Genomic DNA, 23,551 nt, shown 5'->3' with positions numbered 1-23,551 from the left:
CGTCTATCAGGGGGTGCAGATGAAGGCGTGGAGGGTTCCGACCGTGATGGCGCTCGCGCTTGCAGCGGCGACGCTGGCCGGCTGTGGAGCCAGCACGCCCGGAAGCGCCGAAGGCGGGCCCGAGGCCTGGAGGGACTGCGTCTTTAACGACGGCTCCGTTGGGCATATGCAGGTCAGGGACTGCGTTGCACAGGGTGGCCGGCAGCGTGCGCCCCGCCTGGGGCCGGAGATCGCCTACAGCGTGACGGTGGACTGGGAAGGCGAGACGGGGCCGGTTCTGGGGACGCTCTCTGCGCCCGAGTACGGCCATGCCGGCTTCCTTTCCATAACCCTGCGTAGCATCGAGCGTGAATGCGCCGGGACCTTTCGCACCCTGCGCACGCCGCGCGGTATCTGGTCGGTCGCGTGCGAGGACGGTCTGACGGCCAGCGGCACGCTCTATCGCTACGGCATCAGACACGCCCTGGTGGGCAACGGCCTGGACAGCAACGGCAACGAGATCGACTTCGAGGCGATGCCCTCTCGCCAGTAGCGGCATCGCGGCTGCAGCACAGTCGTGGGTCTCTGTGAAACCCGCGCGCCACGGTCTGCGTAACTCCTTCCAAGAGGTCGCCGCCCCGCCACGCTCGAGAGCCGATGTTCGCCGACAATCCCGATCTCACCCTGCGCCGGGCGGCGCCGGACGACGCCAAGGCCGTCCACGACCTGGTCTGCGCTGCCTTCGCCCGCCATGTGCCCGTCCTGGGCCGAAAACCGCGCCCGATGCTGGCCGACTATGCCTTTGCCGTGCGGGCCCACCAGGTCTGGCTGGTGGACGCACCGGAGAGCCCGGTGGCCGTGCTGGAACTGATCGCTGCCGAGGATCACCTGCTGGTGCAGGCGCTTGCCGTGCGGCCGGACCATCAGGGCCGGGGCCTTGGCAAGGCCTTGTTGCATCTGGCCGAGCGCGAAGCGCGCCGCCAGGGCCGCTGTCTTTTGAAGCTCAGCAGCCCGGAGGTCATGACCGAGAGCCTGGCGCTCTGCCTCGGTCTCGGCTTTCGCGAAACCCGACGCCAGACCTATTGGGACAGCCAGATCGTGTTCCTGGAAAAGGCCCTGGCATGATCAGGGGCGCGCGCCTTGTCGCGAAAGCGCTGCTGTTGCGCCGCGAAGCTGCGCCTGCCGTGCCGTGGAGCGAAGCGCCGTCAGTCCGCCCGCAACGGCGCGGCCTCGACTGGCTGAAGATCTTCCGGCGTCGGGCGCCGGCGCAGGCGCAGATAGACCAGCAGGACTGACCCCATCAGGATCAACGGATACACCGCCATGACCAGGACTGGGGGCGCCAAGGTGACGCCTATGATCGGGTTCAGCTTGTCCGCGCGAACAACCATGTAAAGCAGATAGCCCAGGATGCCGAAAGCCAGGCTTTTCCAGACGAGACCCCAAAGACCGGTTTCTCTGCTCATGACCATCGCTGCCCGGATGTGCGGCCACCAGTGGCTGAAGAGCGACAGCTTTCGAGCCGAGGGATAGTGGTGCAGGAAGGCCTTGGGCTCCGCGTGGAAGCTGCGGACAACCTCTCGGTAGAAGGTGAAGGATATATAGAGCATGAGCGCGGCAGTGAGTGCGCTGGGGGCGATGGCGCGCTCCACCACCCAATCGATGAGCGGAGTGGCCAAGACCCAAAGGAAGATCATAAAAAAAGACGGCTTCGCCATGTGCCGTTGCCACCACGACTCTGCTTCGGGCTGCGGGACTTCGTGGTCCGCCCGCGCGCAGTAGCGGATGAACTCCCATTCCGGCAGGTGAAACCCCGGGCCGTGAAAGCCGCGTGGAAAGACAACGCCGCCGCCGTCCTTCGTGATCAGCCGGTGGGCCTGGGCGAAGGGTCGTGGGCTTGCCGGCTCGGCGCGCAGACTGCGGTCGCTCACACCGGTTCCAGATCGTCCGCAGTCGGCGCACGCCCGAGGCTGTTGTGGACCGTCCGGTAAGTCACCAGGACTGCAAGCAGGAAAACCAGTTCACCCAACCCGAACATCGCCAACGCGTAGACGATCGGGTCGGGGACTGCCTCCGCTCCCGTCTTCTGGGACGCCTGCCAGGCCATCAGCAGGGGAAGGAAGCTGCGGTTAAAGCTCATCCACTTCCAGTCGTTCGAGGGCGCGGTGACATGAAGGCAAACGCGCGGCTTCCAGTACCTGAAATAGGGCACCGGACGGGCGCTCGGATATCCTGGCAACAGGCGTTGCGCCGTTGTGCGGAACGTGCGGTGCAAGCGGCGCAGGGCGATCACTGCGTAAAGCGCCACCAAACCGCCGTAGAGGGCGGAAAAGCCCAAATCCGTCGCGTCGGCTATGCGGGTCAGAAGCAGGATTACGATCACGACTGCCGCGAGTTCGGGCAGGGCATCGACGATCTTGGCGCGGAGAGGCTTCATCTTCTCAGCGTGGTCGGCCTCACTGCTGGCTGTGCTGTAGCGAATGAAGGACCATTCATCGAGGTAGAAGCCGCGGCTCAGCGGTCCGAACGGAAAGACGATGCCTCCGCCATCCCTGGTCGGCAGAGCGTCGGTCCGCAGAAGCGCCATTGCTTCGTCCGGATGGCCGTCACCGGTTCCCGCCTCCTCGCTCACACCGGCTCTAGGTCGGCCGCGGTCGGCGCGCGGCCATGGCGTAGGCGGCAGACTGCAAGTGCCGTCAGAATCGCAAGGGTATAGCCAATTCGAACAGCAAAGGCAGGTGCGACGGCGATGATCAGCGCTGTGCTCAGTTGATCTCTTGCAAAGACAATGAGGACCGCTGCAGCGAAGACTGCTTCCAAAACGACCAGCGCGAGAGGCCGAAAGTAGCTCTTCGCCGGGCAAGTGACCAAGGCCGCGAGGATATGCTGGTGCCAATAGGCAAAGAAGGGCAGTTCTGTCGCGGAGGGATAGAGTTCGCGCATGCGCCTCGGCAGTGTCACGAAGGCCGTCCACATACCCCAGTAGAAGAAGAACCCGAACCAGATGACCAGTGCGGAGATAATCTGTCCCGTGCTTATGCCGACAAGGCCCGATCGGCTGAGTTGCGATATGCCGAAGCCCAATCCTAGCCCCAGGAAAATCCACCGGTTTCGCCCTAACCAGGGGGGAGGGCGCCATCGCCCTGACGAAGGCCGCGCCGACTCCTCGACATGGGTTGCCCGGCTGAAAAACCGGATGAACTCCCAGTCGTTCAAGCGAAAGCCCGGGCCATAGAAGCCGGCAGGAAACACCACGCCGCCGCCATCGTGGGTCGGCAGGGCATGAGCGCCACGCAGGGCCCCCGCGGCCCGGCTGCCGGGCTTGTGATTCGGCCCTCTCTCATCCCTGGCCGTGCCGTCACTTGCGCTCATACCTGCGGTCGCTCTGCTCCCCGTGTCTTGCACGCGGGAGTTTAGCGGGACGAAAGCGGCTTGGGGAGCCTAAAGCGGCTGGGGCGCGGGTCTGGCGCGGCGCAGGCTGGCAAGGGCGGTGAGGAAGAAGAGGCCGGCCAGCAGGCCCGGCACGGCATCGGGGCCGAAGCGGTCGAGGGCTGCGCCGCTGGCCAGGGGGCCGAGGGCGCTGCCGAGGCCGTAGACCACCGCCAGGCAGGTGGTGCCGGCGACCAGCGACCCGCCGGCATAGCCTTCGCCCAGCAGCGTGATGGCGCCGGTGTAGAGGCCGACGGCGAGCCCGCCCAGGAGCAGCAGCAGGGCGCCCAGCAGCCAGACGCTGCCGAGCGCCGCCGGCAGCGCCAGGCAGCAGAGGGCGGAGACCAGGGTGCAGCCGCAGATCACCCGGCGGCGGGGGAAGCGGTCGAGCAGCCAGCCGATGGGCATCTGCAGCAGCACCATGCCGATCAGCAGGCAGGCCAGGGCGGCGCTGGACTGTTCGGCGGTGAAGCCGCTTTCCAGGAAATAGATCGGCAGAATGACCAGCGCGGTGCCGTCGAAGAGCGAGTAGACCAGCACCAGCGCGGCCAGCAGCGGCGCCAGCCGGAAAAAGCCGAGCACCGCCCAGAGACTGAGCCCGTCGAAGGCGCTGGCCGATGTGCTCCGCCCTTCGCGGCCTGTGTCGCCGTCCGTACTGCGTCCAAGCGGCAGCACCGTGAGCGCCCCCAGCAGCACCAGCCCGGCGCAAAGCTGGAAGGGCAGCGCCCCTTCGTCGCCGACCAGCAGGATCAGCAGCGGCCCGATGGCGAAGCCCGCCGCCATCACGGCGGTGAAAAAGCCGATGATGCGCCCGCGCTGCGCCTCGGCGGAGACGGTGTTCAGCCAGACCTCGGTGACGACGAAGGCGATGTTCATGCAGCAGCCCAGCATCAGGCGCAGCAGGTACCAGTGGCTCTGCGCATCGCTGTAGGGCGAAAGCGCGAGACAGGCGGCGGCCCCGGCAAAGCCGCCGGCCAGCACCGGCAGCGGGCCGAAGCGCCGCAGCAGGGCGGGAACCACCAGGTTGGAGAGCAGCAGCCCGAAGCCGGTCATGGCCCCGCTCAGGCCGATGACGAAGTCGCCGGCGCCCTGGCGCTCCAGCACCAGGGAATAGAGCGGATAGCTGAAACCCAGACCGAGGCCGCAGACGCCCATCGCCAGGGTCAGCAGGACCACGCTGGTCCACTGCGTGCTTGCTTCGCGGTGTTCGGCGGGCGCGTCTGTTTGCATGTGGGGAGGGTGACCCGGCGGGTGGCTGGGCGGGTGGCTGGGCGGGTGGCTGGGCGGATGGCCCGGCGGCACGGCCCTGGCGGCGGAGGTCTCCATAACGCCCCACCATGCACCGGAGCGGCACCGGCGGGGCAGGGGTGGATCGGAGGTAGCGCGCGCTATCCCGGGCTACCCCTTGCGGCGGCGCGCTCCTCCGTCCGCGCGCAGTGGTTTGCGGTGCGGGGGGTGCCGGCTAGCATGAGCCATGACCTCTGCGCAGTTGCCTGTCCCGGAGGCGCCCGTCCTGGGTGTTCTCATGCTGAAGACCGGCTTTCCCCGTCCGCCGGGCGATGTCGGCAACCCTGCGACCTGGCCGGGCCCGATGCTCTACAAAGTGGTAGAGACGGCGCCGGTTGCCGCCGTCGTGACCGAGCGCGCCCTGCCGTCCGAACTGATCGACGCCTTTGCCGCGGCCGGCAAGGCGCTGGTGGACGCGGGCGCCGGACTGCTCACCACCTCCTGCGGCTTCCTGGTGACGGCACAGGCGGACCTCGAGAAACGCCTCCCGGTGCCGCTGGTCACCTCCAGTCTGTTGCAGATACCGCGGGTGGCCGCGGCGTTGCCAGAAGGCAGGCGCGTCGGCGTCCTCACTTTCGACTCGCGCCGTCTCTCCGCGGCCCATCTGGCCGCCGCCGGGGCGCCGCCGGACACCCCGGTGGTGGGGCTGGAAGAGGGGGCCGAACTGCACCGGGTCATTGCCGACGATCTGCCGGAGCTCGACATCGCGGCGGCCGAAGCGGACGTGCTGGCGGCCGGGCGGGCGCTGGCCGCGCGCCATCCGGAGCTGGGTGCCATCGTGCTGGAATGCACCAATCTGCCGCCCTACCGCCGGGCCCTGGAAGCCGCCTTGGGCCTGCCGGTCCACGACCTTGTCACGCTGCTCTGCAAGGGTCCTCTCCGGCAGGACAGGTTGCGGTTCCGGCAATGAAGTTTCATAAGAATCAATGGATTAAGGGAATTCTAAAATAAAACGTTTATAATTTGTCGATAAAATGTCATTGTATGGCCTCGGTTGCCTGACCTTGGCGCGCATGGCTAGAGTCGGCGACTGGCCCCGCGGTTCTCCGGGTACGGATTTCCGCGGGTAGGAATTGCGGACGGCCGCGCGCCTCCGCAAACGGGCCAAACAGGGAGAACAAGAATGAAGAACGTCGTTACCTCCAAAGGCGGGGTTACCTCTCAGAGCGGGAGAGCGTCTTTTGGGATCGCTGCGGCCGCCGCGCTGGTGCTGACCGCCGGCACGATGCTGTCCACGGCCGCGCAGGCGGCGGAAAAGTGGGACATGCCGCTGGCCTATTCGGCCAGCAACTACCATTCCGAGAATGCGGCGAAGTTCGCCGAGGCCGTCACCGCGGCCTCCGGCGGCGAACTTGAGATCGTCGCCCATCCCGGCGGCTCGCTGTTCAAGGGCGGCGAGATCTACCGCGCCATCCGCACAGGCCAGGCGCCGATTGGTGAGCGCCTGATCTCGGCGCTGGGCAACGAGGACCCGCTGTTCGAAGTGGATGCCCTGCCGTTCTTGGCGACCAGCTTCGAAGACTCCTGGAAGCTCTACCAGGCCTCCAGGCCGCAGCTCGAGGAGACCCTCGACAAAGCCGGCCTGAAGCTGCTCTACGCGGTGCCCTGGCCGCCCCAGGGGCTCTACAACAAGACCGCGGTGACCTCCGCCTCCGACATGAAGGGCGTGAAGTTCCGCGCCTACAACGCCGCCACCTCGCGGCTGGCCGAGCTGATGGGCGCGGTTCCGACCAAGATCGAGGCGGCGGAACTGACCCAGGCCTTCGCCACCGGCGTTGCCGAGAGCATGATCTCATCCGGCTCCACCGGCTATGACCGCAAGATCTGGGAGCATGTGAAGTACTGGTATGACGTCCAGGCCTGGCTGCCGAAGAACATGGTGATCGTCAACCAGGCGGCCTGGGACGGGCTGGACGAGACCCTGCAGAAGATCGTGCTGGACGAGGCGGCGAAGGCCGAGCAGGCGGGCTGGGACAAGGCCCGCGAGCTGGCCGATTGGTACAAGGAGCAGCTGGCGGCCAACGGCATGGAGGTGGGCCCGCCCAGCGACGCGCTGAAGGCCGACTTCGAGTCCATCGGCGCGACCATGACCAAGGAGTGGCTGGATAAGGCCGGCGCCGAGGGTCAGGCGGTGATCGACGCCTACAACGCCATGTAGGTTCGCCTTTCGGTGGCCGGCCGCGCGCTGCGGCCGGCCCCGATGGCCATCCCGGAGCCGCGGCGCATTCTGAGCCGGGCTGATCCGGAACGATCCTTGTAGGGGGCTTTCGATGCAGGGGACCATGCGGCGCGGCCTCGGCGGCGTGCTCGACCGGGTTTATCTGGCCGGCGGTGTGCTGGCCGGGCTCTTCCTTCTTTCCATCGCGCTGCTGGTGCTGCTCAGCATCGTCTCGCGGCTCCTCGGCATCTTTGTGCCGGGCCTTTCGGAATACGCCGGCTATGCCATGGCCTCGTCGTCGTTTTTCGCCTTGGCCTACACCTTCGGTGCGGGCGGCCATATCCGCGTCAACCTCTTCCTCGGCAAACTGACCGGTTCCCGGCGGCGGGCCGCTGAGATCTGGTGCCTGGCCGCCGGCAGCTTCTTTGCCTGCTACCTCGCCTGGTTCAGCGTGAAGATGGTTCGGGTCTCGCACATGCTGGGCGACATCAGCGAAGGTTCCGACGCGATGCCGCTGTGGATCCCGCAGATCGGCATGGCCGCGGGCTCGGTGCTGCTGGCCGTCGCCCTGGTCGACCGGCTGGTTGCCGTCCTCCGCGGCGCGCCGCTGGCCGCCCAGCAGACCAGCGAGTAGAGGCGGACCATGGAACAACTGATCCTCACCCTGGTCTTCCTCGTCGTGCTCTTCTTCCTGCTGGGCAGCGGGGTCTGGGTCGGGCTGTCGCTGCTGGGCGTCGCGCTCACCGGCATGCTGCTCTTCACCACGCGCCCGGCCGGTGACGCCATGGCGACGACGATCTGGAGCGCCTCTTCCTCCTGGACGCTGACGGCCTTGCCGCTGTTCATCTGGATGGGGGAGATCCTTTTTCGAACGCGGCTCAGTGAGGACCTCTTCAAGGGGCTGTCGCCCTGGCTCGGACGCCTGCCCGGGCGGCTTCTGCACGTGAACGTCGCCGGCTGCGCGCTCTTCGCCGCGATTTCCGGCTCCTCCGCTGCCACGGTGGCCACTGTCGGCAAGATGTCGATCCCGGAACTCCGACGCCGCGAGTACCCCGAGCGTATGATCATCGGCACTCTGGCCGGGGCCGGGACCCTCGGGCTGCTGATCCCGCCCTCGATCATCCTCATCGTCTACGGCGTGACGGTGAACGAGTCCATTGCCGGACTGTTCATGGCCGGGGTCTTTCCCGGCATCATGCTGGCGCTGCTGTTCATGGGCTATATCGCCATCAAGGCGCTGCTCGATCCCGCCTCCATGCCGCCGCGCGAGGCGGCTCTGACCTTCGTGCAGAAGATTCGGGCCTCTTTTTCTCTGCTGCCGGTGATCGCGCTGATCATCGGCGTTCTGGGGTCCATCTACGCCGGCATCGCGACCGCGACCGAGGCTGCCGTGCTGGGTGTGATCGGCGCCCTGGTGCTGTCTTTCCTGCAGGGCTCGCTCACCTGGAACAGCTTCGTCGAAAGCCTGATGGGCGCGACCCGCACCTCCTGCATGATCGCCCTCATCCTGGCCGGGGCGGCCTTTCTGTCGCTGGCCATGGGCTTCACCGGCCTGCCCCGCGATCTGGCCGCCTGGATCGGCGCGCTGGAGCTATCGCCGCTGGCCCTCATCCTGGCGCTCACGGTGTTCTACATCATCCTCGGCTGCTTTCTCGACGGCATCTCCGCGGTGGTGCTGACCATGGCGGTGGTGGAGCCGATGGTGCGCCAGGCGGGCTTCGACATGCTGTGGTTCGGCATCTTCCTGGTGATCGTCGTCGAGATGGCCCAGATCACCCCGCCGGTGGGCTTCAATCTCTTCGTCTTGCAGGGCATGACCAAGCACGAGATGCCCTACATAGCGCGGGCCGCCCTGCCGATGTTCGGCATCATGGTGCTCGCGGTGGCGCTGGTCGTCGCCTTTCCTGAGATCGCCACCTGGCTGCCGGCCCAGATGCGCGCCAGTCCCTGATGCCGCGGCTTGTGTCAGGGAGCCATTCCCGGGGAGATCACGGAGGTCTTACTGCGGAAAACCTGGGATTTGCTGCGCGGGTCCCCAGATCTGCTATAGTGCAGCGATTGTAAAAGGAAGACCCGAAACATGGCCAATGCCGCCCCCCGACCGACAGCCTCGCCTGACAGCAACCTGCCTGATAGCAATTTGCCCGGTGACCCTCTGATCGATGCGCTGCGCGCGCTGCTCGGCGACCGTCTGTCGACCGCCCGTGCCGTGCGCGAACACCACGGCAAGGACTCCTCTTTCCACGCCATGGAGGCGCCGGATGCGGTCGCCTTCGCGGAATCCACCGAGGAGGTTTCGGCCATCGTGAAGCTCTGCGCCGAGCACGGCCGGCCGGTCATCCCCTTCGGCACCGGAACCTCGCTGGAAGGTCAGATCCAGGCGACCAAGGGCGGTATCTGTATCGACGTCAGTGCCATGCAGCAGATCCTGGAGCTCAACGAGTCCGATCTCGACTGCCGGGTTCAGGCCGGTGTCACCCGCAAGGCGCTGAACACCCACCTGCGCGACACCGGGCTGTTCTTCCCCATCGATCCCGGCGCCGACGCCTCCCTGGGCGGCATGGCGGCGACCTCGGCCTCCGGCACCAACGCCGTGCGCTACGGCACCATGCGCGACAATGTGATGGGGCTGACCGTCGTTCTGGCCGACGGGCGGGTGATCCGCACCGGCGGAAGGGCGCGCAAGTCTTCGGCTGGCTACGACCTGACCCGGCTCTTCGTCGGCTCGGAAGGCACACTCGGCGTGATCACGGAGGTGCAACTGCGCCTCTACGGCATCCCCGAGGCGATGACGGCAGCGGTCTGCTCTTTCGAGAGTCTGTCCGGTGCCGTGGACACGGTGATCCTGACCATCCAGTCGGGCATTCCCGTGGCGCGCATCGAGCTTCTGGACGAACACCAGATCGACGCGGTGAACCGCTACGCCAAGCTGGACCTGCCGGTGAAACCGACCCTGTTCTTCGAGTTCCACGGCACCGAGTCCTGGGCGCGCGAGCAGGCCGAGATGGTCGGCGAAATCGCCGAGGGCTATGGCGGCAGCAACTTCGAATGGGCGACCAAGCAGGAAGACCGCAACCGTCTCTGGCAGGCGCGCCACAATGCCTGGTATGCGAACCTGGCCTTGAAGCCGGGGGCCATGGGCTGGGCGACGGACGTCTGCGTGCCGATCTCGCGGCTGGCCGAGTGCATCCTGGAGACCCGCAAGGACATCGATGAGAGCGGTGTGCTGGCCCCTATCGTCGGGCATGTCGGCGACGGCAACTTTCACCTGACCTTCGTGCTCGACCCCAACGATCCGGACGACATGAAGAAGGCCGAGGGGGTGAACGAGCGCATGGTCATGCGCGCCCTTGCCATGGGCGGCACCTGCACCGGCGAACACGGCGTGGGCAGCAGCAAGATGAAGTTCCTGCAGGCTGAGCACGGCGAGTCGGTCAGTGTCATGCGACAGGTGAAGCTGGCGCTCGATCCGCAGAACCTGATGAACCCGGGCAAAATCCTGACCGTCTGACGGTCCTTTTCCTTGCCCTGCTCTTGAGCCTTGCGGGGGCGCTGATCCGCGCGCATCCTCTGCGCTGTCATGACCCTGCCTGAAGGATCGCAGCCGCCGGTGGCCAAACCGCCCGGTTCAAAGCAACCCGGGGCGAAGCCGGACCTGCCGGGCGACGGCAAGGGGCCGGGGGGCGTGCGGTCGGCCACTGCGACTGCGTGGCACTCTCTGACCGCCGCCCAGGCCATTGCGGCACAGGAGTCGAGCGCCGCAGGCCTGCGCGAGGCCGAGGCGGGGCGACGCCTGGTCGAATACGGTCCCAACCGCCTGCCGCGTGCGCGCAGGCCGGGCGCCCTGGTACTCTACGTCAGGCAGTTCAAAAGCCCGCTGGTTTACCTGCTGCTCGCCGCGTCCGTCGTCTCGGTCTTTGTCGGGGAGTGGAGCGACGCGCTCTTCATCTTCGTCGTGCTGCAGCTGAACGCCGTTATCGGCGGTTACCAGGAATGGCGGGCCGAGACGTCGGCAGCCGCCCTGGGGCAAATGATGCGCGACCGCGTTGTGGTCCTGCGCGATGGCGATGCGCGGCAGGTCGACACGGCCGACCTGGTGCCCGGCGACGTGGTGCGCCTTGAATCCGGCGGACGGGTGCCGGCGGACCTTCGACTGCTGGAACAGCACGAGCTGAGCGTCGACGAATCGCTGCTGACCGGCGAATCGCTGCCGCTGGAGAAAGCCGTCGACGACGTGGCCCCTGCCGCGGCGCCGCTCTCTGACCGCATCAACCTTCTCTTTGCCGGCACCACGGTGCTGACAGGGCGGGCGCGGGCGCTGGTGGTTGCCAGCGGCGCCGACACCCAGATCGGGCGCATCGCCAGTGCATTGGCGCTGCCCGACCAGGCGCCGCCGCCGCTGATCGCCCGCCTCGAACGCATGGGCCGGGTGATCGGGATGGGTACCGTCCTGGCGATCGGCGTTCTGGCCACCGTGCAGCTCCTCCAGGGCCTCGATCTCCTGACCGTCTTTCTGGTCGCCGTGGCGCTTGCTGTGGCCGCCATTCCGGAAGGCCTGCCGGTTGCGATCACCGTAGCGCTTTCGATCGCGACCGGGCGTATGGCACGGCGCAACGTCATCGTGCGGGCGCTGCCCGCGGTCGAGGGGCTGGGCGCTTGCAGCCTGATCGCCAGCGACAAGACCGGAACCCTGACCTGCAACGAACTGACGGCGAAGCGCGTTGTGCTGTTCGACGATGCCGGTCCGGCGGTGGCGGGTACGGTCGGCGGCCAGGGCTATCGCCCTCAGGGAACCGTCACGGTGGACGGCCGGGCGCCCTCCAAGCAGGAGCTGGCCGGTTTCGCCGAACTCGCCCGCAGCGCCGCGCTCTGCAACGAGGCGGAGATCGCGTTCGAGGAGGAAGCGGTTCGGCACCTGGGCGACACCGTCGACGTCGCCTTCCTTGTGCTGGCCGCCAAGCTGGGGTTGGACCCTACGGCTCTGAGAGCCTCTTACCGCGTCCACGGCATGATCCCTTACGAGCCGCAGCGGCGCTATGCCGCCTCCTTCGTGTCCGGCGGCGGTGCAGCGGCGGGGCCGGTGAGTGCCGGGACCACGGGCGGCGCCACGGTGCATGTGAAGGGGGCGCTGGAGGTCCTGCTGCCCATGTGTGACGGCATCGATGCCGAGCGTGCGCTGGCGGCGGGCGACGCGATGGCGGCCGAAGGCTACAGGGTGCTGGCGGTGGCCCGGGGCAGTGTCTCCCAGGATGCGGCCGGGCGGGCCGATGCGGGTTCCCTGCGCTATCTCCGTCTGCTCGGCCTGGTGGGGCTGATGGATCCGCTGCGCCCGGAGGTGCCGCAGGCACTCGAGCGCTGTCGCGAAGCCGGTATCGCGGTCGTCATGATTACCGGCGATCATCCGGAAACCGCCCGGGCGATCGCCCGGGACCTCGGTGTCGGTGACGGTGACCCCGTCGTGATGACCGGGGCGGATCTGCAGGCTGCCGCTTCCGGGACAAGGAACTTCAGCGAGACCGTGGCCTCCGTCCAGGTCTTCGCCCGCGTCGAGCCGGTTCAGAAGCTCGAGATCGTTCAGGCCCTGCAACAGGCCGGTCACGTCGTCGCCGTCACGGGAGACGGTGTGAACGACGCGCCGGCCTTGGCGGCGGCTGACATCGGCGTCGCCATGGGCAAGGGCGGGACCGACGTGGCCCGTGGCGCTGCGGACCTGATTCTTACCGACGACAACTTCGCCTCCATCGTCGGCGGCATCGAAGAGGGACGCATCGCTTACGACAATGTACGCAAGCTGATCTACCTCCTGATTTCCACCGGCCTGGGCGAAATCGTCCTCTTCCTGCTCGCCATCCTGGCAGGCCTGCCGTTTCCGCTCTTCGCCGTTCAACTGCTGTGGCTGAACCTTGTGACCAACGGCATCCAGCACGTGGCGCTCGCCCTCGAAAAGGGGGAGCCGGGCATTCTGCAGCGCCGGCCGCGGCCGCGCGACGAGGTGCTTTTCGACCGCCGCATGATCGGCCAGGTGGCCATGGCCGGCGGGTATATGGGCTGCTGCGGCTTCGCGTTCTACTTCTGGTGCCTGGAACGCGGCATGGCGGAGGCTGAGGCGCGCAACCTGCTGCTGCTTCTCATGGTGCTGTTCGAGAACGTGCACGCCATCAACGCCCGTTCGGAGCGTCGCTCGTCGCTTGGCCTGCCCCTGATGGCCAATCCCTTTCTCTTTGTTGCCATCGCGGCGGCGCAGGGGCTTCACATTGCCGCCCTCTACATGCCCGGCCTCAGCGATGTGCTGGCTGTGCAGCCGGTCAGTCTGCTCGAATGGTTCTTCGTTCTGGCGCTGGCTCTTTCCCTGCTGGCCGTGATGGAGGCCTGGAAGGCCCTTTCGGGGAAAAGCCCAGGAGGAAGCGCAGGTGGAAACCCAAGGGGAAACTCTGGCGGGAAACCGCAAAAGCCCGAGTAGTCACAGGGGTCATCTGCCCGAGGGGCATCCGGCAACGACCGTACAACTGCGGGAGCACCGCCGGATGCGTCTAGACCGGCTCGTCCTTCGCCGGATCCGCCTCCGCTCTTTCGCCGATCTGTCCGGCGTCCGGAGCCGGGCGCTTCTGCCGCTGGCGGCGCCTGCGTTCCTCGCGCTGTCGTTTCAGTCGTTCGCTGCGATACGAATCCAGGTCGATGATTTCGCCCATTGGATTACCACCTATCCGCCGGCTGCGTTTCGCCGGACCCTTGGGTATTGCACCCTTTGGCCCGTCCGGTCCGAATCAGGCTTCGGCTTTGCCGCCGTGACCTGATAAAAGTAGCTTAACGGAATTGAACGGCGTTGCAATGCTCTCACCTTTAGTAACACGAATGGATCCGGTCAGCATGCCCGCCGTCGCGGTTCCGCTGCCCAGATCTCAGACACGCGTCTTCGTATAGCGAGGTAGGCTGTTGAAGAAGCTGGCCCTATCAGTCGTCGCCCTTTTCGTCCTGCTGATCGCAGGTTTGTTGATTCTTCCCAGCTTCTGGGATTGGAATGCGGAAAAGGGCAGGATCGCCGAAGAAGTCCGCAAGCTGACCGGACGCGACCTTCAGATCGTCGGCGACTTGAATCTCCAGTTGCTGCCCTCGCCGGCGTTTTCCGCCAACGAAGTGAGCCTGGCCAACATCGCGGGCGGCAGCGAAGATGCGATGGTGCAGCTGGAAGAGTTGCGCGTTCAGGTGGCGCTTTTTCCCTTGCTGCAACAACAGGTTATCGTCGAGACGGTGACCCTGGTGAAGCCGGAAGTGGTGCTCGAGGTCTTGCCGGACGGCCGGCGGAACTGGGACTTCCGCGCGCCGGCCGACGGCGATGCTGCGGAACAAGGGACCGGTCCTGCTGCAGAGGCGCCGACGCCTGTCCCTCCGCCGACGCCCGCTCCGTCATCCCCCGGCGGCGAGGACACGATCAGGGTCGACAGCTTCGTCATCGAAGACGGCACCTTCGTGTACCGCGACGCCGTTTCGGGGCTGGAAGAACGGGTGACAGGCGTGAACGCGGAACTGGCTGCCGAAAGCCTGGCCGGCCCCTTCGCCGCCAACGGACGGGCCGTCTATCAGGGCGTTGAAAGCGAGTTCGATCTCAGCCTCGGACGCTGGCGCGATCAAGGTGCGATCCCCTTTTCCATCGGACTGACACTGCCGAAGGCGGCAGCCGCGGCGACCTTCTCCGGCGCGGTTTCGCGCCACCAGGATCTGCGGACGCTGAGAGGGCGGCTGCAAGGCGAAGGAGAGAACCTGGCGGCCCTTCTCTCTGTACTGAAACTCGATGCGCCGGCGGGACCGGCGCAAGGTCTTCTGGCCCAGTCCTTCAGCGTGGAGAGCGAAATCACCGCCGGACCCAGCGAAGCGGAAGCTGCCGCGCTGAAACTGGGGCTCGGCGATACGACGCTGGAGGGAGAGGGCAAGGTCATCGTCGGCGATGTTCCCGAGATCGCCGCCCGGCTCTCCGCTACCCGGCTGGACCTCGATCGTCTGATGGAGCAGATGACGGCAGGTTCATCGGAAGGTGCCGGTCAGGCGGGGCAGAGCGATCCGCAGGCCACGGCGCCGCCGGCCCCGGCACCACAGCCGGGAAGCCCGGACGGTCTCGCGGGAACAGCCGATGCGGACGGCTTTGTGCTGCCGGCGGGCATCGTGGCTGAGATCGATCTGGCCGTCGATACCGTGGTCTATCGGGGGCAGTTCGCCCGCGGCCTCACGGCAGCCGCACGACTCGACGATGGTACCCTGTCGGTCGAAAACCTTGCCGCCTCGCTGCCCGGGGGGTCGGAGTTCTCCCTGAAGGGTGCGCTGGCCGGCGCACTGGACGGCGATGAGCAGGTGCCGCGCTTCCGTGGCCGGTTGGAAGCCGGTTCCGACAACCTGCGCGCCCTGCTGGCCTGGCTGGATGTCGAAATCGACGAAGTGCCCACGGACCGGCTGCGCAAGATGGAGGTGACGACTGCTGTCGACCTGGGGCCGGATCAGGTGACGCTGCGCGACATGGACCTGAGCCTCGATGTCAGCCGGATCACCGGCGGGATTGCGCTGGCCTTGCGCGAGCGGCCGGGGCTGGGTTTGGGCCTGTCGATCGACAAGCTGAACCTGGATGCCTATCTGCCGAAGGAAGGCGCGGCGCCGGCGCCGGCGAGTCCGCAGGCGCCGGCGGAGGGAACGGCCGGGGCGCCGGCTGAGTCTGCCCAGACGAGTACCCAAGCTTCGCCGGAGCCGGCGGCCCCCGCAGGTCTCGCCATCCTTGATGGCTTCGATGCGAACCTCGACATCAGGGTCGGGGCGCTGACCTACCAGGGGCTCGCCCTCAACGGCCTGCGCCTCGACGCCACACTGCAGCAGGGCGGCATGGTCGTGCGCGAAGCCTCGCTGATGGACCTCGCGGGCTCGCGGGCCAGTTTCGCGGGCAGCCTCGCCAATGTCGGCCGCAGCCCGTCCTTCGACGGTTCGCTCGATGTTTCGGTTGCTTCGCTGTCACGCCTGGCCAAGGCCCTGGCCCTGCCGATCGACGGGCCGCCGCCGCTGGAGGCTTTCACCCTGTCGGGCGCCGTCAACGGCACGCCCGAGCGTCTGCGCTTCGATCAGCGTCTCTCGGCGCTCGGCGGCAGTCTGCGCGCCGCGGGGACGGCCGAGCTGGGCGCCGGCATGCCGCGCGTGGAGGCGGGGCTGGAGGCAAGTCACCCGGACCTGACGGTGTTGCTGCGGGAAATGCTGCCGGGTGAGAAAGTCCCTGCCGGCCTCGGCCCCGCAGACCTGAAGGGCCAGCTGTCCGCGGCGCCGCAGTCGGTGGCGCTCTCACAGCTCGGCGGAACGCTCGCCGGTGTCGATCTGAGCGGCGATCTCGCCCTGGCCCTGGAGGGCGAACGGCCGCGGCTCACCGCTAATCTACGGACCGGTGCCCTGCCGCTGGCGGCTCTGGCGGCGCCAGCCGCTGCCGGTTCCGGCGGCGCGGGCGCCGCATCGGCCGGCGCCAGCGGCGGCGGCACGGAGCGGGCCCGCACCACATCGGCGCAGGCGGGCCGCTGGTCGACGGAGCCCCTGGATCTGACGGCCTTGCGCGAAGTCGATGCCGAGGTTGCACTGCAGTCCTCAGCCATTCTTCTGGACAACGCGCGGCTCGACAACGCGCAGCTGGAGGCGGCGCTCAGCGGTGGCGTGCTGGATCTCAAGCGCTTCACTGCGACGGCCTTTGGCGGTGCCCTTTCCGTGACCGGCAAGGCGGATGCGCGCGAGACGGCGCCCGGTGGCCTGGAGGTGGCGGCCGCCGTTACGGCGATCGAGATGGACCTGAGGGCGCTGCTGCGCGACCTGGCCGACAGCGATCGTGTCTCGGGGCCGCTGACGGTGGAGACCAGCCTCAATGCCAGGGGCGGCAGCGAAGCTGCTCTGGTGAACAGCCTGAACGGCAGCGGCAAGATCGACGGCACCCTGACGGTGGCGGCCAAGGCCGAGGAACAGGCAGGCGCCTTGATCCTGGACATCCTCGGCCAGAAGGTGAAGGAGGTCCGGGGCATCAGCGACAGCACGACCCTGCTGTTCAGCGCTTTCGCCGGGGCGCCGTCGAAGGTCGACGGAACCTTCGTCGTGGAGGACGGGGTGCTGACGACGACGGACACCCGTGTGCAGGGCCGCAACGCCCGGGCCCTGACCGCCGCGACGGTGAACCTGCCGACCTGGACGCTGGACAGTCAGACCGATGTATTCCGGGACAGCGATCCGCAGACGGCCTATCTGACGGCGAAGCTGCGCGGCGATCTCGACCGCCCGAACATCAGCATCGGCGGCGAACCCTTCCGGCGCCGCGACGATTCCTCGCAGAGCGGCAGCGGGGCCGGCGGTTCTGTTCCAGAGGACGCACCCTCGGCGCAGCAGTTCGAGCCCGAGGCGCCGCCTCAACCGCAGAGGCCGCCGAAACCTGAAGACATTCTCAAGGAAGGTCTGAAGAACCTGCTGCAGGGCCTGGGCGGTTAAGCCGCCCGCCCAGCTACTCCGCCCACACAGTTACTCCGCCCACCCAGCTACTTTGCCCCTCACTCTTTCGGCGACTCCGCGCCGGCCCGCTCCTGGTAGTAGCGGAGCAGATAGACCCTTACGGCCGAAGACAGGTTGCCGCTGCGCTGGCGGTCGATCCGCTCGATCAGCCGCGTCACCGAAAGCCCGCTGCTCTCCGCAACGCTGCGCAAGGCGTCCCAATACACTCCTTCCAGGGACAGCGAGGTGCTGTGCCCGGACAGCTTCACCGAGTGTTTGCGAAGCCGCGCCCCTGGGTCCGCAGACCCTTCGCCGTTGCCCGCCATCAGGCCTTGCTGCCCATCAAGCCTTGCTTCGCGGCCCCAGCATATTGTCCGGCCGCACCCAGGCATCGAAGTCCTCCGCGCTCAAGAGGTCCAGCGCAATGGCGGCCTCCTTCAGGGTGGAGTTCTCGGCATAGGCCTTCTTCGCCACCTTGGCGGCGTTGTCGTAGCCGATGTGCGGGTTCAGTGCCGTCACCAACATCAGCGACTGCTGCATCAGGTCCGAGATGCGGGTTTCGTCGGCCTCGATGCCCTCGACGCAGTTGGTGCGGAAGGAGTCGCAGGCGTCGCCGATCAGCTGCGCCGACTGCAGCAGCGAGTAGATCAGGACCGGCTTGAAGACGTTCAGCTCGAAGTGACCGTTGGACCCGGCGACGCTGCAGGTGGTGTGGTTGCCCATCACCTGGGCGCAAACCATGGTCATGGCCTCCGCCTGGGTCGGGTTCACCTTGCCGGGCATGATCGAGGAGCCGGGCTCGTTCGCCGGCAGCCGCAGCTCGCCGAGGCCGCAGCGCGGCCCGGAGCCGAGCAGGCGGATGTCGTTGGCGATCTTCATCAGCGAGCAGGCGATGGTGTTGAGGGCGCCGGAGGCCTCCACAACGGCGTCGTGGGCGGCCAGCGCCTCGAACTTGTTCTCCGCCGTGACAAAGGGCAGCTGGGTGATTTTGGCCACCTCGGCCGCAAACGCCTCGGCGAAGCCTTCAACGGCGTTGAGACCGGTGCCTACGGCGGTGCCGCCCTGCGCCAGCTGCATCAGCCGCTCGGTCGCCCCCTCGAGCCGCTTGATACCGTAGGCGACCTGGGTGGCGTAGCCGGAGAACTCCTGGCCCAGGGTCAGCGGTGTCGCGTCCATCAGGTGGGTGCGGCCGATCTTGATGATCCCCTCGAAGGCCTTGGCCTTGGCGTCCAGCGCCGCATGCAGATGGCCCAGGGCCGGGATCGTCTCTCCGACGATCTTTTGCACCGCGGCGATGTGCATGACGGTCGGAAAGGTGTCGTTGGACGACTGGCCCATATTGCAGTGGTCGTTGGGATGAACCGGGTCCTTGCCGCCGATCTTTCCGGTCAGGATCTCGTTGGCCCGCCCGGCGATCACCTCGTTGGCGTTCATGTTGGACTGGGTGCCGGAACCGGTCTGCCAGACCACCAGCGGAAAGTGGTCCATCAGCTTGCCGTCGGCGACCTCCTGCGCGGCCTGGCAGACGGCCGTAGCAAGCGCGTTGTCCAGAACCCCCAAGGCCTGATTGGTGCGCGCCGCCGCCAGTTTCTGGATGCCCAGTGCCTGGACCAGTGCCGGGGGCATCTTCTCGCCGCCGATCCTGAAGTTGGTCAGCGAGCGCTGGGTCTGCGCGCCCCAGTAGCGATCGGCCGGAACGGCGATGTCGCCCATGGAGTCGGATTCGGTACGGGTCTCGGTCATGACGGCAGTCCTATTGTCGCGGCGGGGCGGAGTGAAACGCGGCGGAGTTTAGGCCGGAGGCGCGCCACCGCCAAGGCCTTGGGCGGTGGGCCTTCCGCTGGTCTGGACAGCTCCGGGTAGGAGCGCGTGGAAGGGCTCGAGGGTGAACCGGGAGGATGGCGGACCCATCGATCATTGGTGTGCCGCGACCTGCCCCCCCCCATCCCAGTGCCCATCCCAGTGCCCGTCCCCGTCATCCGTGCCAGGTGCGAAAGCCGAGCGCCGCCGTGAAATCCGCCGCGACTGGCCGATGCCCGGGCGGCGGGCCAAGCTGCCCATTCTCCTATGGCTGTGGGATGACCGGGTGGTACGGCGCCGGTCGAGACCCCGGAGCGGAGCGGGACAAAGCGCCCCGCGCCGCGGCCGATCCGATCATCTTAGATGTCTTCAGCCCGGCCCGCCGGGAGATGCAGGCCTTTCCGCGGCTGAACGCGGAACCGGCGGCAACGCCGCCGGCCTCTGCGAAGCCCGCGGGGTCCTGGGCCCTAAGGCTTCGGCGCGAATGCCGCCGCCTTGATTAGCTTCAACCACTGATAGCCTGATTTTCCTGATTTATATCGTCAGTACGACAATCTGAGTTAACGAAAAGAATACGGATGCTGTGTTTATATAGCGAAACCGTACATGTGAGCATTCGCTAAAAGAATTGGGTGAGCTATGGCAATCAAGTGGTTGAAGGGGACCTCCGCGGGGGGATCTTCCGGCAGCAGCATTCACAAGCAGATGGTCGACAATATGCCGGTCAGCGTGATGCTCTGCGATCTCAAGGACTTCACGATCACCTACGCGAACAGCTCTTCGATAGAAGCGCTGAAGGGCATTCAGCACGCCTTGCCTGTGCCTGCGGAGGAGATCGTCGGTCAGTCAGTCGACGTCTTTCACAAGAACCCGGCGCATCAGCGTCAGCTTCTCTCCGACCCGAGCAATCTGCCCTTCACGACCAAGATCTCGGTCGGCGGTGAGTGGCTCGATCTGTTGGTGACGGCGCTCTATGACGACAAGGGCACCTACATCGGCCCGATGCTGACCTGGAGCGTGGTGACCCAGCAGGTCAAGCAGGAACGCGAGACCGCAAAGCTGATGAAGATGCTGGACGAGATGCCCGTCAACGTGATGCTGGCGGACAAGGAAACCCTGGAGATCACCTACATCAACAAGACCAGTATCGAAACCCTGAAGCCGCTGCGCAACCTCCTGCCGGTGCCGCCGGAGGAACTGCATGGCAAGTGCATCGACATCTTCCATAAGAACCCGGCGCATCAGCGCGGCCTGCTGGCCGATCCCAGCAACCTGCCGCACCGGGCCATCATCACTTTGGGCGAGGAAAAGCTCGACCTGCAGGTCGCGGCCATCATGGACGACGACGGCGAGTACCTGGCGCCGATGATCTGCTGGTCGGTGGTGACCCAGAACGTCCGCCTGGCCGACAACGTCTCCTCGGTGGTTTCGGCGGTGTCCGCGGCCTCGGCGGAAATGCAGTCTTCAGCCAACTCGCTGACGGCAACCGCGGACGAGACCTCGACGCGTACCTCCACCGTCGCCTCCGCCTCGGAGGAGTTGAGCAGTTCGATCTCGGAGATCTCGCGGCAGATCACCCACTCGACCGAGATCGCTCAGTCGGCGGTGAACTCGGCCCAGGAAGCGAGCAAGATGATCAACGGTCTGGCAACCTCTGCCGAGAGCATCGGCACGGTCGTCAGCATGATCCAGGACATTGCCGAGCAGACCAACCTGCTGGCCCTGAACGCCACCATCGAGGCGGCGCGCGCCGGCGAAGCCGGCAAGGGCTTCGCCGTGGTGGCGAGCGAGGTGAAAGCGCTGGCCAACCAGACCGCCAAGGCCACCGAGCAGATCGCCCAGCAGATCGGCGAGATCCAGGGCGCGACCGGCTCGGCCGTGTCCGGCATCACGGAGATCACCAAGACGATCGAGGAGATCAACTCCGTGACCACCGCCATCGCTTCGGCGGTGGAGGAGCAGGGCGCCGCCACGCAGGAGGTGAACCAGAACATCTCCGCCGTCTCCCAGGCCACCGGCGAGACCGAGCGGATGTCGAAGGATGTCCTTCAGGCGGCCGGAGAACTCTCCTCTCAGGCGGAGTCCCTGGAGGGTTACGTCGCCGACTTCCTGAAGACCATGGAAGCAGCTTAAAGCGGGGGGTGGGACGCGCGCAGGACGCATCTTCCCCACATGCGCCGGGCGGTAGAAACACCGTCCTGATTCCTGCAGCAGAGGCCGGGCCCTTGGGTCCGGCTTCTTTTCTTCTGGGGTCAGGCCGGCAAGGGGGTGGGGCACGCCCGGCGGTCGCGCTGGCGGGCGCGATCGGCCACCACGAAGTCGTGCAGCGTCTTGCCGCGCTCCTCGGCGAAGCGCTCCTCCAGCACGGACATCTCGTGCATGCGGTCCAGGCGGAAGGCGCGGAAGTCGTCGCGCAGCTCGCACCAGGCGATCAGCAGCCAGACCGGGCCGTAGAAGGCCAGCGCAAGGGGGCGCACCGCCCGCTCGCTGGCACGGCCCTCCGCCGTCACGTAGTGGAAATAGAGCTTGCGCCGGTTGCGCAGGGCCGCACGGATGGCCGCGGCATCGACGCTGAGGGGCGCCGCCATGTGGTCTGCCGGGGCCGCGAGGGGCGTGCGCTCGACCTGTTCGCGCAGACTCTCCGGCAAGACCGCCTGTACCTTGGCAACGACGTCGGCGGCGGCCTTGGCGAGCGCCGGGTCGGCCCAGGATTCGATGATGCGCGCACCCAGCACCAGGGCCTCGATCTCCTCCTCCGTGAACATCAGCGGCGGCAGGTCGAAGCCGCGCTGCAGCACGTAGCCAACCCCGGCCTCGCCCTCGATCGGAACGCCGGAGGCCGCCAGATCCCGGATATCCCGGTAGATCGTGCGCTCCGACACTTCCAGGGTGTCGGCCAGCCGTTTGGCTGTCACCAGCTTGTGGCGGCGAAGCTCCTGAACAATCTGAAACAAACGGTCGGCACGGCGCATACTGTCTCCTCCTGACAGACAGCCTAACAAAAGCATGCTGACAGCATGTTGTCAGGAGCGTTTTAGTCCAATTCATTTGCATACGATCAATTGGACGCGCGCGGCTTTCCGATCTTCTTCTCGCCGGGCGGCGTCCTGACGGCGTCCCGAAAGCGCGCGATCACGGGAGCATGTTTTTCGCGCGCTTTGCGACGATTTGCCGCTGCCTTTTGTCCTAGGAATCCGCTCCAGGTCAATGCCCGGAACCAGGGAGGCGGCTACAGCATCCCCGCAGTCCATCAACGAAAGAGGGGATGATGTTTCCTACAGTATTTGTGCATGCCAGAAGGGCCGTCGCGGTTGCCGCTCTCGGTCTGACCTTTGGCCTTGCCGGGCCGCTTGCCGCCGAGGACAACGGCGGCGGATTTCTCGGTCTGGATCTCGAGGGGTCGTTGGGCGAAGGCCGTCACAGCCGCTATGTGCCGCCGCTGACCAATCCGATCTTCAACGAAACGCCTTACATCACCACCGAGGCGCGGGCCGTTTACTTCTATCACCGGCTGCCCGAGGATTTCGTCACCGACGGCGGCGACGTCAACCTGGTCGCGCTGCAGCTTCGTCTGGCGATCACTGAGCGGCTTGGCTTCATCGCCACCAAGGACGGCTACGTCGATTTCGACTTCGACGAAACGCTGCCCGATACGGACGGCTTCGCGAACATCGCCCTCGGCTTCAAGTACGCGATCCTGTCGGACCCGGAGAACGAGGGCATTCTCACGGCGGGCCTGCGCTACGAGATTCCGATCCACGATCTCGATACGGGCGGGATCGAACTGCAGGGGAACGGCGATGGCTTTCTCAACCCCTTCATAACCGCCGCGCGCGCCTTCGGGGATTTCGGTCTGCAGGCCAGCTTCGGCGCAAACTTCGCGCTGGACCCCGACGAGGACACCTCGATCCTGCATTACTCCCTGCATGCCGACTACGAGGTGCTGCCGGGTCTGTTTCCCATCGTCGAACTGAACGGCTTTACTGCCTTCGACAACGCCGACCGCCTGACCGGAGCGCTGGGCGACCTCGACGGCGTCGATGTCCTCAACTTCGGCAGCGAGGACCGCGACACCACCGTGACCATCGGCGGCGGCGCCCGCTACCGCTTGACCGACAACTTCCAGTTCGGACTGGGTGCGGAGACACCGATCACCGACAAGGACGATACGATCTTCGACTACCGGGTCTACTTCGATCTCGTGGCGCATTTCTGACCACGGACGCATCAGCGCGCCGGCCCGCCGGGACGGTGCGCAAACTCCTGACCGGCCTGGGCTGGCCCCGCTCTGCGTTCCCGCAGGGCCGATGCCGGCCCCGGCCGGATTTCGGCGACGCGACCCTGCTTGTCCGGCTTTTGATCCAGCGCCCGATCGGCCCAGTGGTCTTTCGACTGGCGCTGCGCATGAAAGGC

19 protein-coding genes are annotated in these 23,551 nt (G+C 66.7%); 11 read left to right on the top strand and 8 right to left on the bottom strand.

Annotation, left to right across the window (positions count from 1 at the left end):
- Positions 1-19 precede the first annotated feature (19 nt).
- On the top strand, positions 20-532 hold the full coding sequence (locus tag ACO06P_RS08770) for a hypothetical protein (RefSeq protein ID WP_420349734.1): 513 nt from the start codon (positions 20-22) through the stop codon (positions 530-532).
- Between the two features lie 104 nt (positions 533-636).
- The gene (locus tag ACO06P_RS08765) at positions 637-1,104 is read left to right on the top strand and encodes a GNAT family N-acetyltransferase (RefSeq protein ID WP_420349733.1); all 468 of its coding nucleotides are present in this window, start codon (positions 637-639) and stop codon (positions 1,102-1,104) included.
- A gap of 80 nt (positions 1,105-1,184) precedes the next feature.
- Here ACO06P_RS08765 and ACO06P_RS08760 read toward each other — a convergent pair whose 3' ends face one another.
- From ACO06P_RS08760 to ACO06P_RS08745, 4 genes are all read right to left on the bottom strand, one after another.
- Positions 1,185-1,910: a hypothetical protein gene (locus ACO06P_RS08760; protein ID WP_420349732.1), complete on the bottom strand. Its 726-nt coding sequence runs from the start codon at positions 1,908-1,910 to the stop codon at positions 1,185-1,187.
- A complete protein-coding gene (locus ACO06P_RS08755; protein WP_420349731.1) occupies positions 1,907-2,611 on the bottom strand; it encodes a hypothetical protein in 705 nt (234 codons plus the stop codon). Before ACO06P_RS08755 ends, ACO06P_RS08760 begins: the two co-directional genes overlap by 4 nt.
- Positions 2,608-3,351 (bottom strand): hypothetical protein, encoded by a 744-nt coding sequence (locus tag ACO06P_RS08750; RefSeq protein ID WP_420349730.1) that lies wholly within the window; start codon positions 3,349-3,351, stop codon positions 2,608-2,610. Before ACO06P_RS08750 ends, ACO06P_RS08755 begins: the two co-directional genes overlap by 4 nt.
- Positions 3,352-3,420: 69 nt before the next feature.
- A complete protein-coding gene (locus tag ACO06P_RS08745; protein WP_420349729.1) occupies positions 3,421-4,638 on the bottom strand; it encodes an MFS transporter in 1,218 nt (405 codons plus the stop codon).
- Positions 4,639-4,882: 244 nt separating this feature from the next.
- On the opposite strand from ACO06P_RS08745, the gene ACO06P_RS08740 reads away from it, so the two are divergent.
- The 6 genes from ACO06P_RS08740 to ACO06P_RS08715 all read left to right on the top strand — a co-directional run bounded on the left by ACO06P_RS08740 (position 4,883) and on the right by ACO06P_RS08715 (position 13,313).
- Positions 4,883-5,605 (top strand): aspartate/glutamate racemase family protein, encoded by a 723-nt coding sequence (locus ACO06P_RS08740; protein WP_420349728.1) that lies wholly within the window; start codon positions 4,883-4,885, stop codon positions 5,603-5,605.
- Between the two features lie 213 nt (positions 5,606-5,818).
- The gene (locus ACO06P_RS08735; RefSeq protein WP_420349727.1) at positions 5,819-6,853 is read left to right on the top strand and encodes a TRAP transporter substrate-binding protein; all 1,035 of its coding nucleotides are present in this window, start codon (positions 5,819-5,821) and stop codon (positions 6,851-6,853) included.
- 112 nt (positions 6,854-6,965) lie between these two features.
- Positions 6,966-7,487: a TRAP transporter small permease gene (locus ACO06P_RS08730; protein ID WP_420349726.1), complete on the top strand. Its 522-nt coding sequence runs from the start codon at positions 6,966-6,968 to the stop codon at positions 7,485-7,487.
- A 9-nt stretch (positions 7,488-7,496) separates the two neighbouring features.
- Positions 7,497-8,804 (top strand): TRAP transporter large permease, encoded by a 1,308-nt coding sequence (locus ACO06P_RS08725; protein ID WP_420349725.1) that lies wholly within the window; start codon positions 7,497-7,499, stop codon positions 8,802-8,804.
- A gap of 189 nt (positions 8,805-8,993) precedes the next feature.
- A complete protein-coding gene (locus ACO06P_RS08720; protein ID WP_420349724.1) occupies positions 8,994-10,364 on the top strand; it encodes an FAD-binding oxidoreductase in 1,371 nt (456 codons plus the stop codon).
- A 99-nt stretch (positions 10,365-10,463) separates the two neighbouring features.
- Positions 10,464-13,313: a cation-translocating P-type ATPase gene (locus tag ACO06P_RS08715; RefSeq protein ID WP_420349723.1), complete on the top strand. Its 2,850-nt coding sequence runs from the start codon at positions 10,464-10,466 to the stop codon at positions 13,311-13,313.
- 70 nt (positions 13,314-13,383) lie between these two features.
- Here the strand turns inward: ACO06P_RS08715 and ACO06P_RS08710 are convergent, their stop codons facing one another.
- The gene (locus tag ACO06P_RS08710) at positions 13,384-13,542 is read right to left on the bottom strand and encodes a hypothetical protein (RefSeq protein ID WP_420349722.1); all 159 of its coding nucleotides are present in this window, start codon (positions 13,540-13,542) and stop codon (positions 13,384-13,386) included.
- 244 nt (positions 13,543-13,786) lie between these two features.
- Between ACO06P_RS08710 and ACO06P_RS08705 the strand changes: the two genes are divergently transcribed.
- Complete coding sequence (locus ACO06P_RS08705; protein ID WP_421935173.1) at positions 13,787-17,338, top strand: AsmA family protein; 3,552 nt, start codon at positions 13,787-13,789, stop codon at positions 17,336-17,338.
- 59 nt (positions 17,339-17,397) lie between these two features.
- Here the strand turns inward: ACO06P_RS08705 and ACO06P_RS08700 are convergent, their stop codons facing one another.
- Complete coding sequence (locus ACO06P_RS08700; protein WP_420349614.1) at positions 17,398-17,664, bottom strand: ribbon-helix-helix domain-containing protein; 267 nt, start codon at positions 17,662-17,664, stop codon at positions 17,398-17,400.
- Between the two features lie 16 nt (positions 17,665-17,680).
- Complete coding sequence (fumC, locus tag ACO06P_RS08695; protein WP_420349613.1) at positions 17,681-19,081, bottom strand: class II fumarate hydratase; 1,401 nt, start codon at positions 19,079-19,081, stop codon at positions 17,681-17,683.
- A gap of 762 nt (positions 19,082-19,843) precedes the next feature.
- Between fumC and ACO06P_RS08690 the strand changes: the two genes are divergently transcribed.
- Positions 19,844-21,271: a methyl-accepting chemotaxis protein gene (locus tag ACO06P_RS08690; RefSeq protein WP_420349612.1), complete on the top strand. Its 1,428-nt coding sequence runs from the start codon at positions 19,844-19,846 to the stop codon at positions 21,269-21,271.
- Positions 21,272-21,390: 119 nt separating this feature from the next.
- On the opposite strand, the gene ACO06P_RS08685 is transcribed toward ACO06P_RS08690, so the two are convergent.
- Positions 21,391-22,110 carry a helix-turn-helix transcriptional regulator gene (locus tag ACO06P_RS08685; RefSeq protein ID WP_420349611.1) on the bottom strand — a complete coding sequence of 240 codons (720 nt, stop codon included), beginning with the start codon at positions 22,108-22,110 and terminating at the stop codon, positions 21,391-21,393.
- A 296-nt stretch (positions 22,111-22,406) separates the two neighbouring features.
- Here ACO06P_RS08685 and ACO06P_RS08680 point away from each other — a divergent pair, with 296 nt between their 5' ends.
- Positions 22,407-23,354: a transporter gene (locus tag ACO06P_RS08680; protein WP_420349610.1), complete on the top strand. Its 948-nt coding sequence runs from the start codon at positions 22,407-22,409 to the stop codon at positions 23,352-23,354.
- The last annotated feature ends 197 nt before the right edge of the window (positions 23,355-23,551 follow it).

The organism is Pelagibius sp. (assembly GCF_965227505.1).
Lineage (GTDB): Bacteria > Pseudomonadota > Alphaproteobacteria > Kiloniellales > Kiloniellaceae > Pelagibius.
The sequence above is the reverse complement of the archived record's forward strand: the minus strand, read 5'-3'. Positions and strand labels throughout refer to the sequence as shown.

What these genes read in the sequence shown, in the direction of transcription:
- ACO06P_RS08740 (WP_420349728.1), top strand. Translation starts at nt 4,883, where the DNA reads ATGACCTCTGCGCAGTTGCCTGTCCCGGAGGCGCCCGTCCTGGGTGTT.
- ACO06P_RS08735 (WP_420349727.1), top strand. Translation starts at nt 5,819, where the DNA reads ATGAAGAACGTCGTTACCTCCAAAGGCGGGGTTACCTCTCAGAGCGGG.
- ACO06P_RS08725 (WP_420349725.1), top strand. Translation starts at nt 7,497, where the DNA reads ATGGAACAACTGATCCTCACCCTGGTCTTCCTCGTCGTGCTCTTCTTC.
- ACO06P_RS08690 (WP_420349612.1), top strand. Translation starts at nt 19,844, where the DNA reads ATGGTCGACAATATGCCGGTCAGCGTGATGCTCTGCGATCTCAAGGAC.
- ACO06P_RS08700 (WP_420349614.1), bottom strand. Translation starts at nt 17,664, where the DNA reads ATGGCGGGCAACGGCGAAGGGTCTGCGGACCCAGGGGCGCGGCTTCGC.
- ACO06P_RS08730 (WP_420349726.1), top strand. Translation starts at nt 6,966, where the DNA reads ATGCAGGGGACCATGCGGCGCGGCCTCGGCGGCGTGCTCGACCGGGTT.
- ACO06P_RS08745 (WP_420349729.1), bottom strand. Translation starts at nt 4,638, where the DNA reads ATGCAAACAGACGCGCCCGCCGAACACCGCGAAGCAAGCACGCAGTGG.
- ACO06P_RS08685 (WP_420349611.1), bottom strand. Translation starts at nt 22,110, where the DNA reads ATGCGCCGTGCCGACCGTTTGTTTCAGATTGTTCAGGAGCTTCGCCGC.
- ACO06P_RS08750 (WP_420349730.1), bottom strand. Translation starts at nt 3,351, where the DNA reads ATGAGCGCAAGTGACGGCACGGCCAGGGATGAGAGAGGGCCGAATCAC.
- ACO06P_RS08710 (WP_420349722.1), bottom strand. Translation starts at nt 13,542, where the DNA reads ATGGGCGAAATCATCGACCTGGATTCGTATCGCAGCGAACGACTGAAA.
- ACO06P_RS08680 (WP_420349610.1), top strand. Translation starts at nt 22,407, where the DNA reads ATGTTTCCTACAGTATTTGTGCATGCCAGAAGGGCCGTCGCGGTTGCC.
- ACO06P_RS08765 (WP_420349733.1), top strand. Translation starts at nt 637, where the DNA reads ATGTTCGCCGACAATCCCGATCTCACCCTGCGCCGGGCGGCGCCGGAC.
- fumC (WP_420349613.1), bottom strand. Translation starts at nt 19,081, where the DNA reads ATGACCGAGACCCGTACCGAATCCGACTCCATGGGCGACATCGCCGTT.
- ACO06P_RS08770 (WP_420349734.1), top strand. Translation starts at nt 20, where the DNA reads ATGAAGGCGTGGAGGGTTCCGACCGTGATGGCGCTCGCGCTTGCAGCG.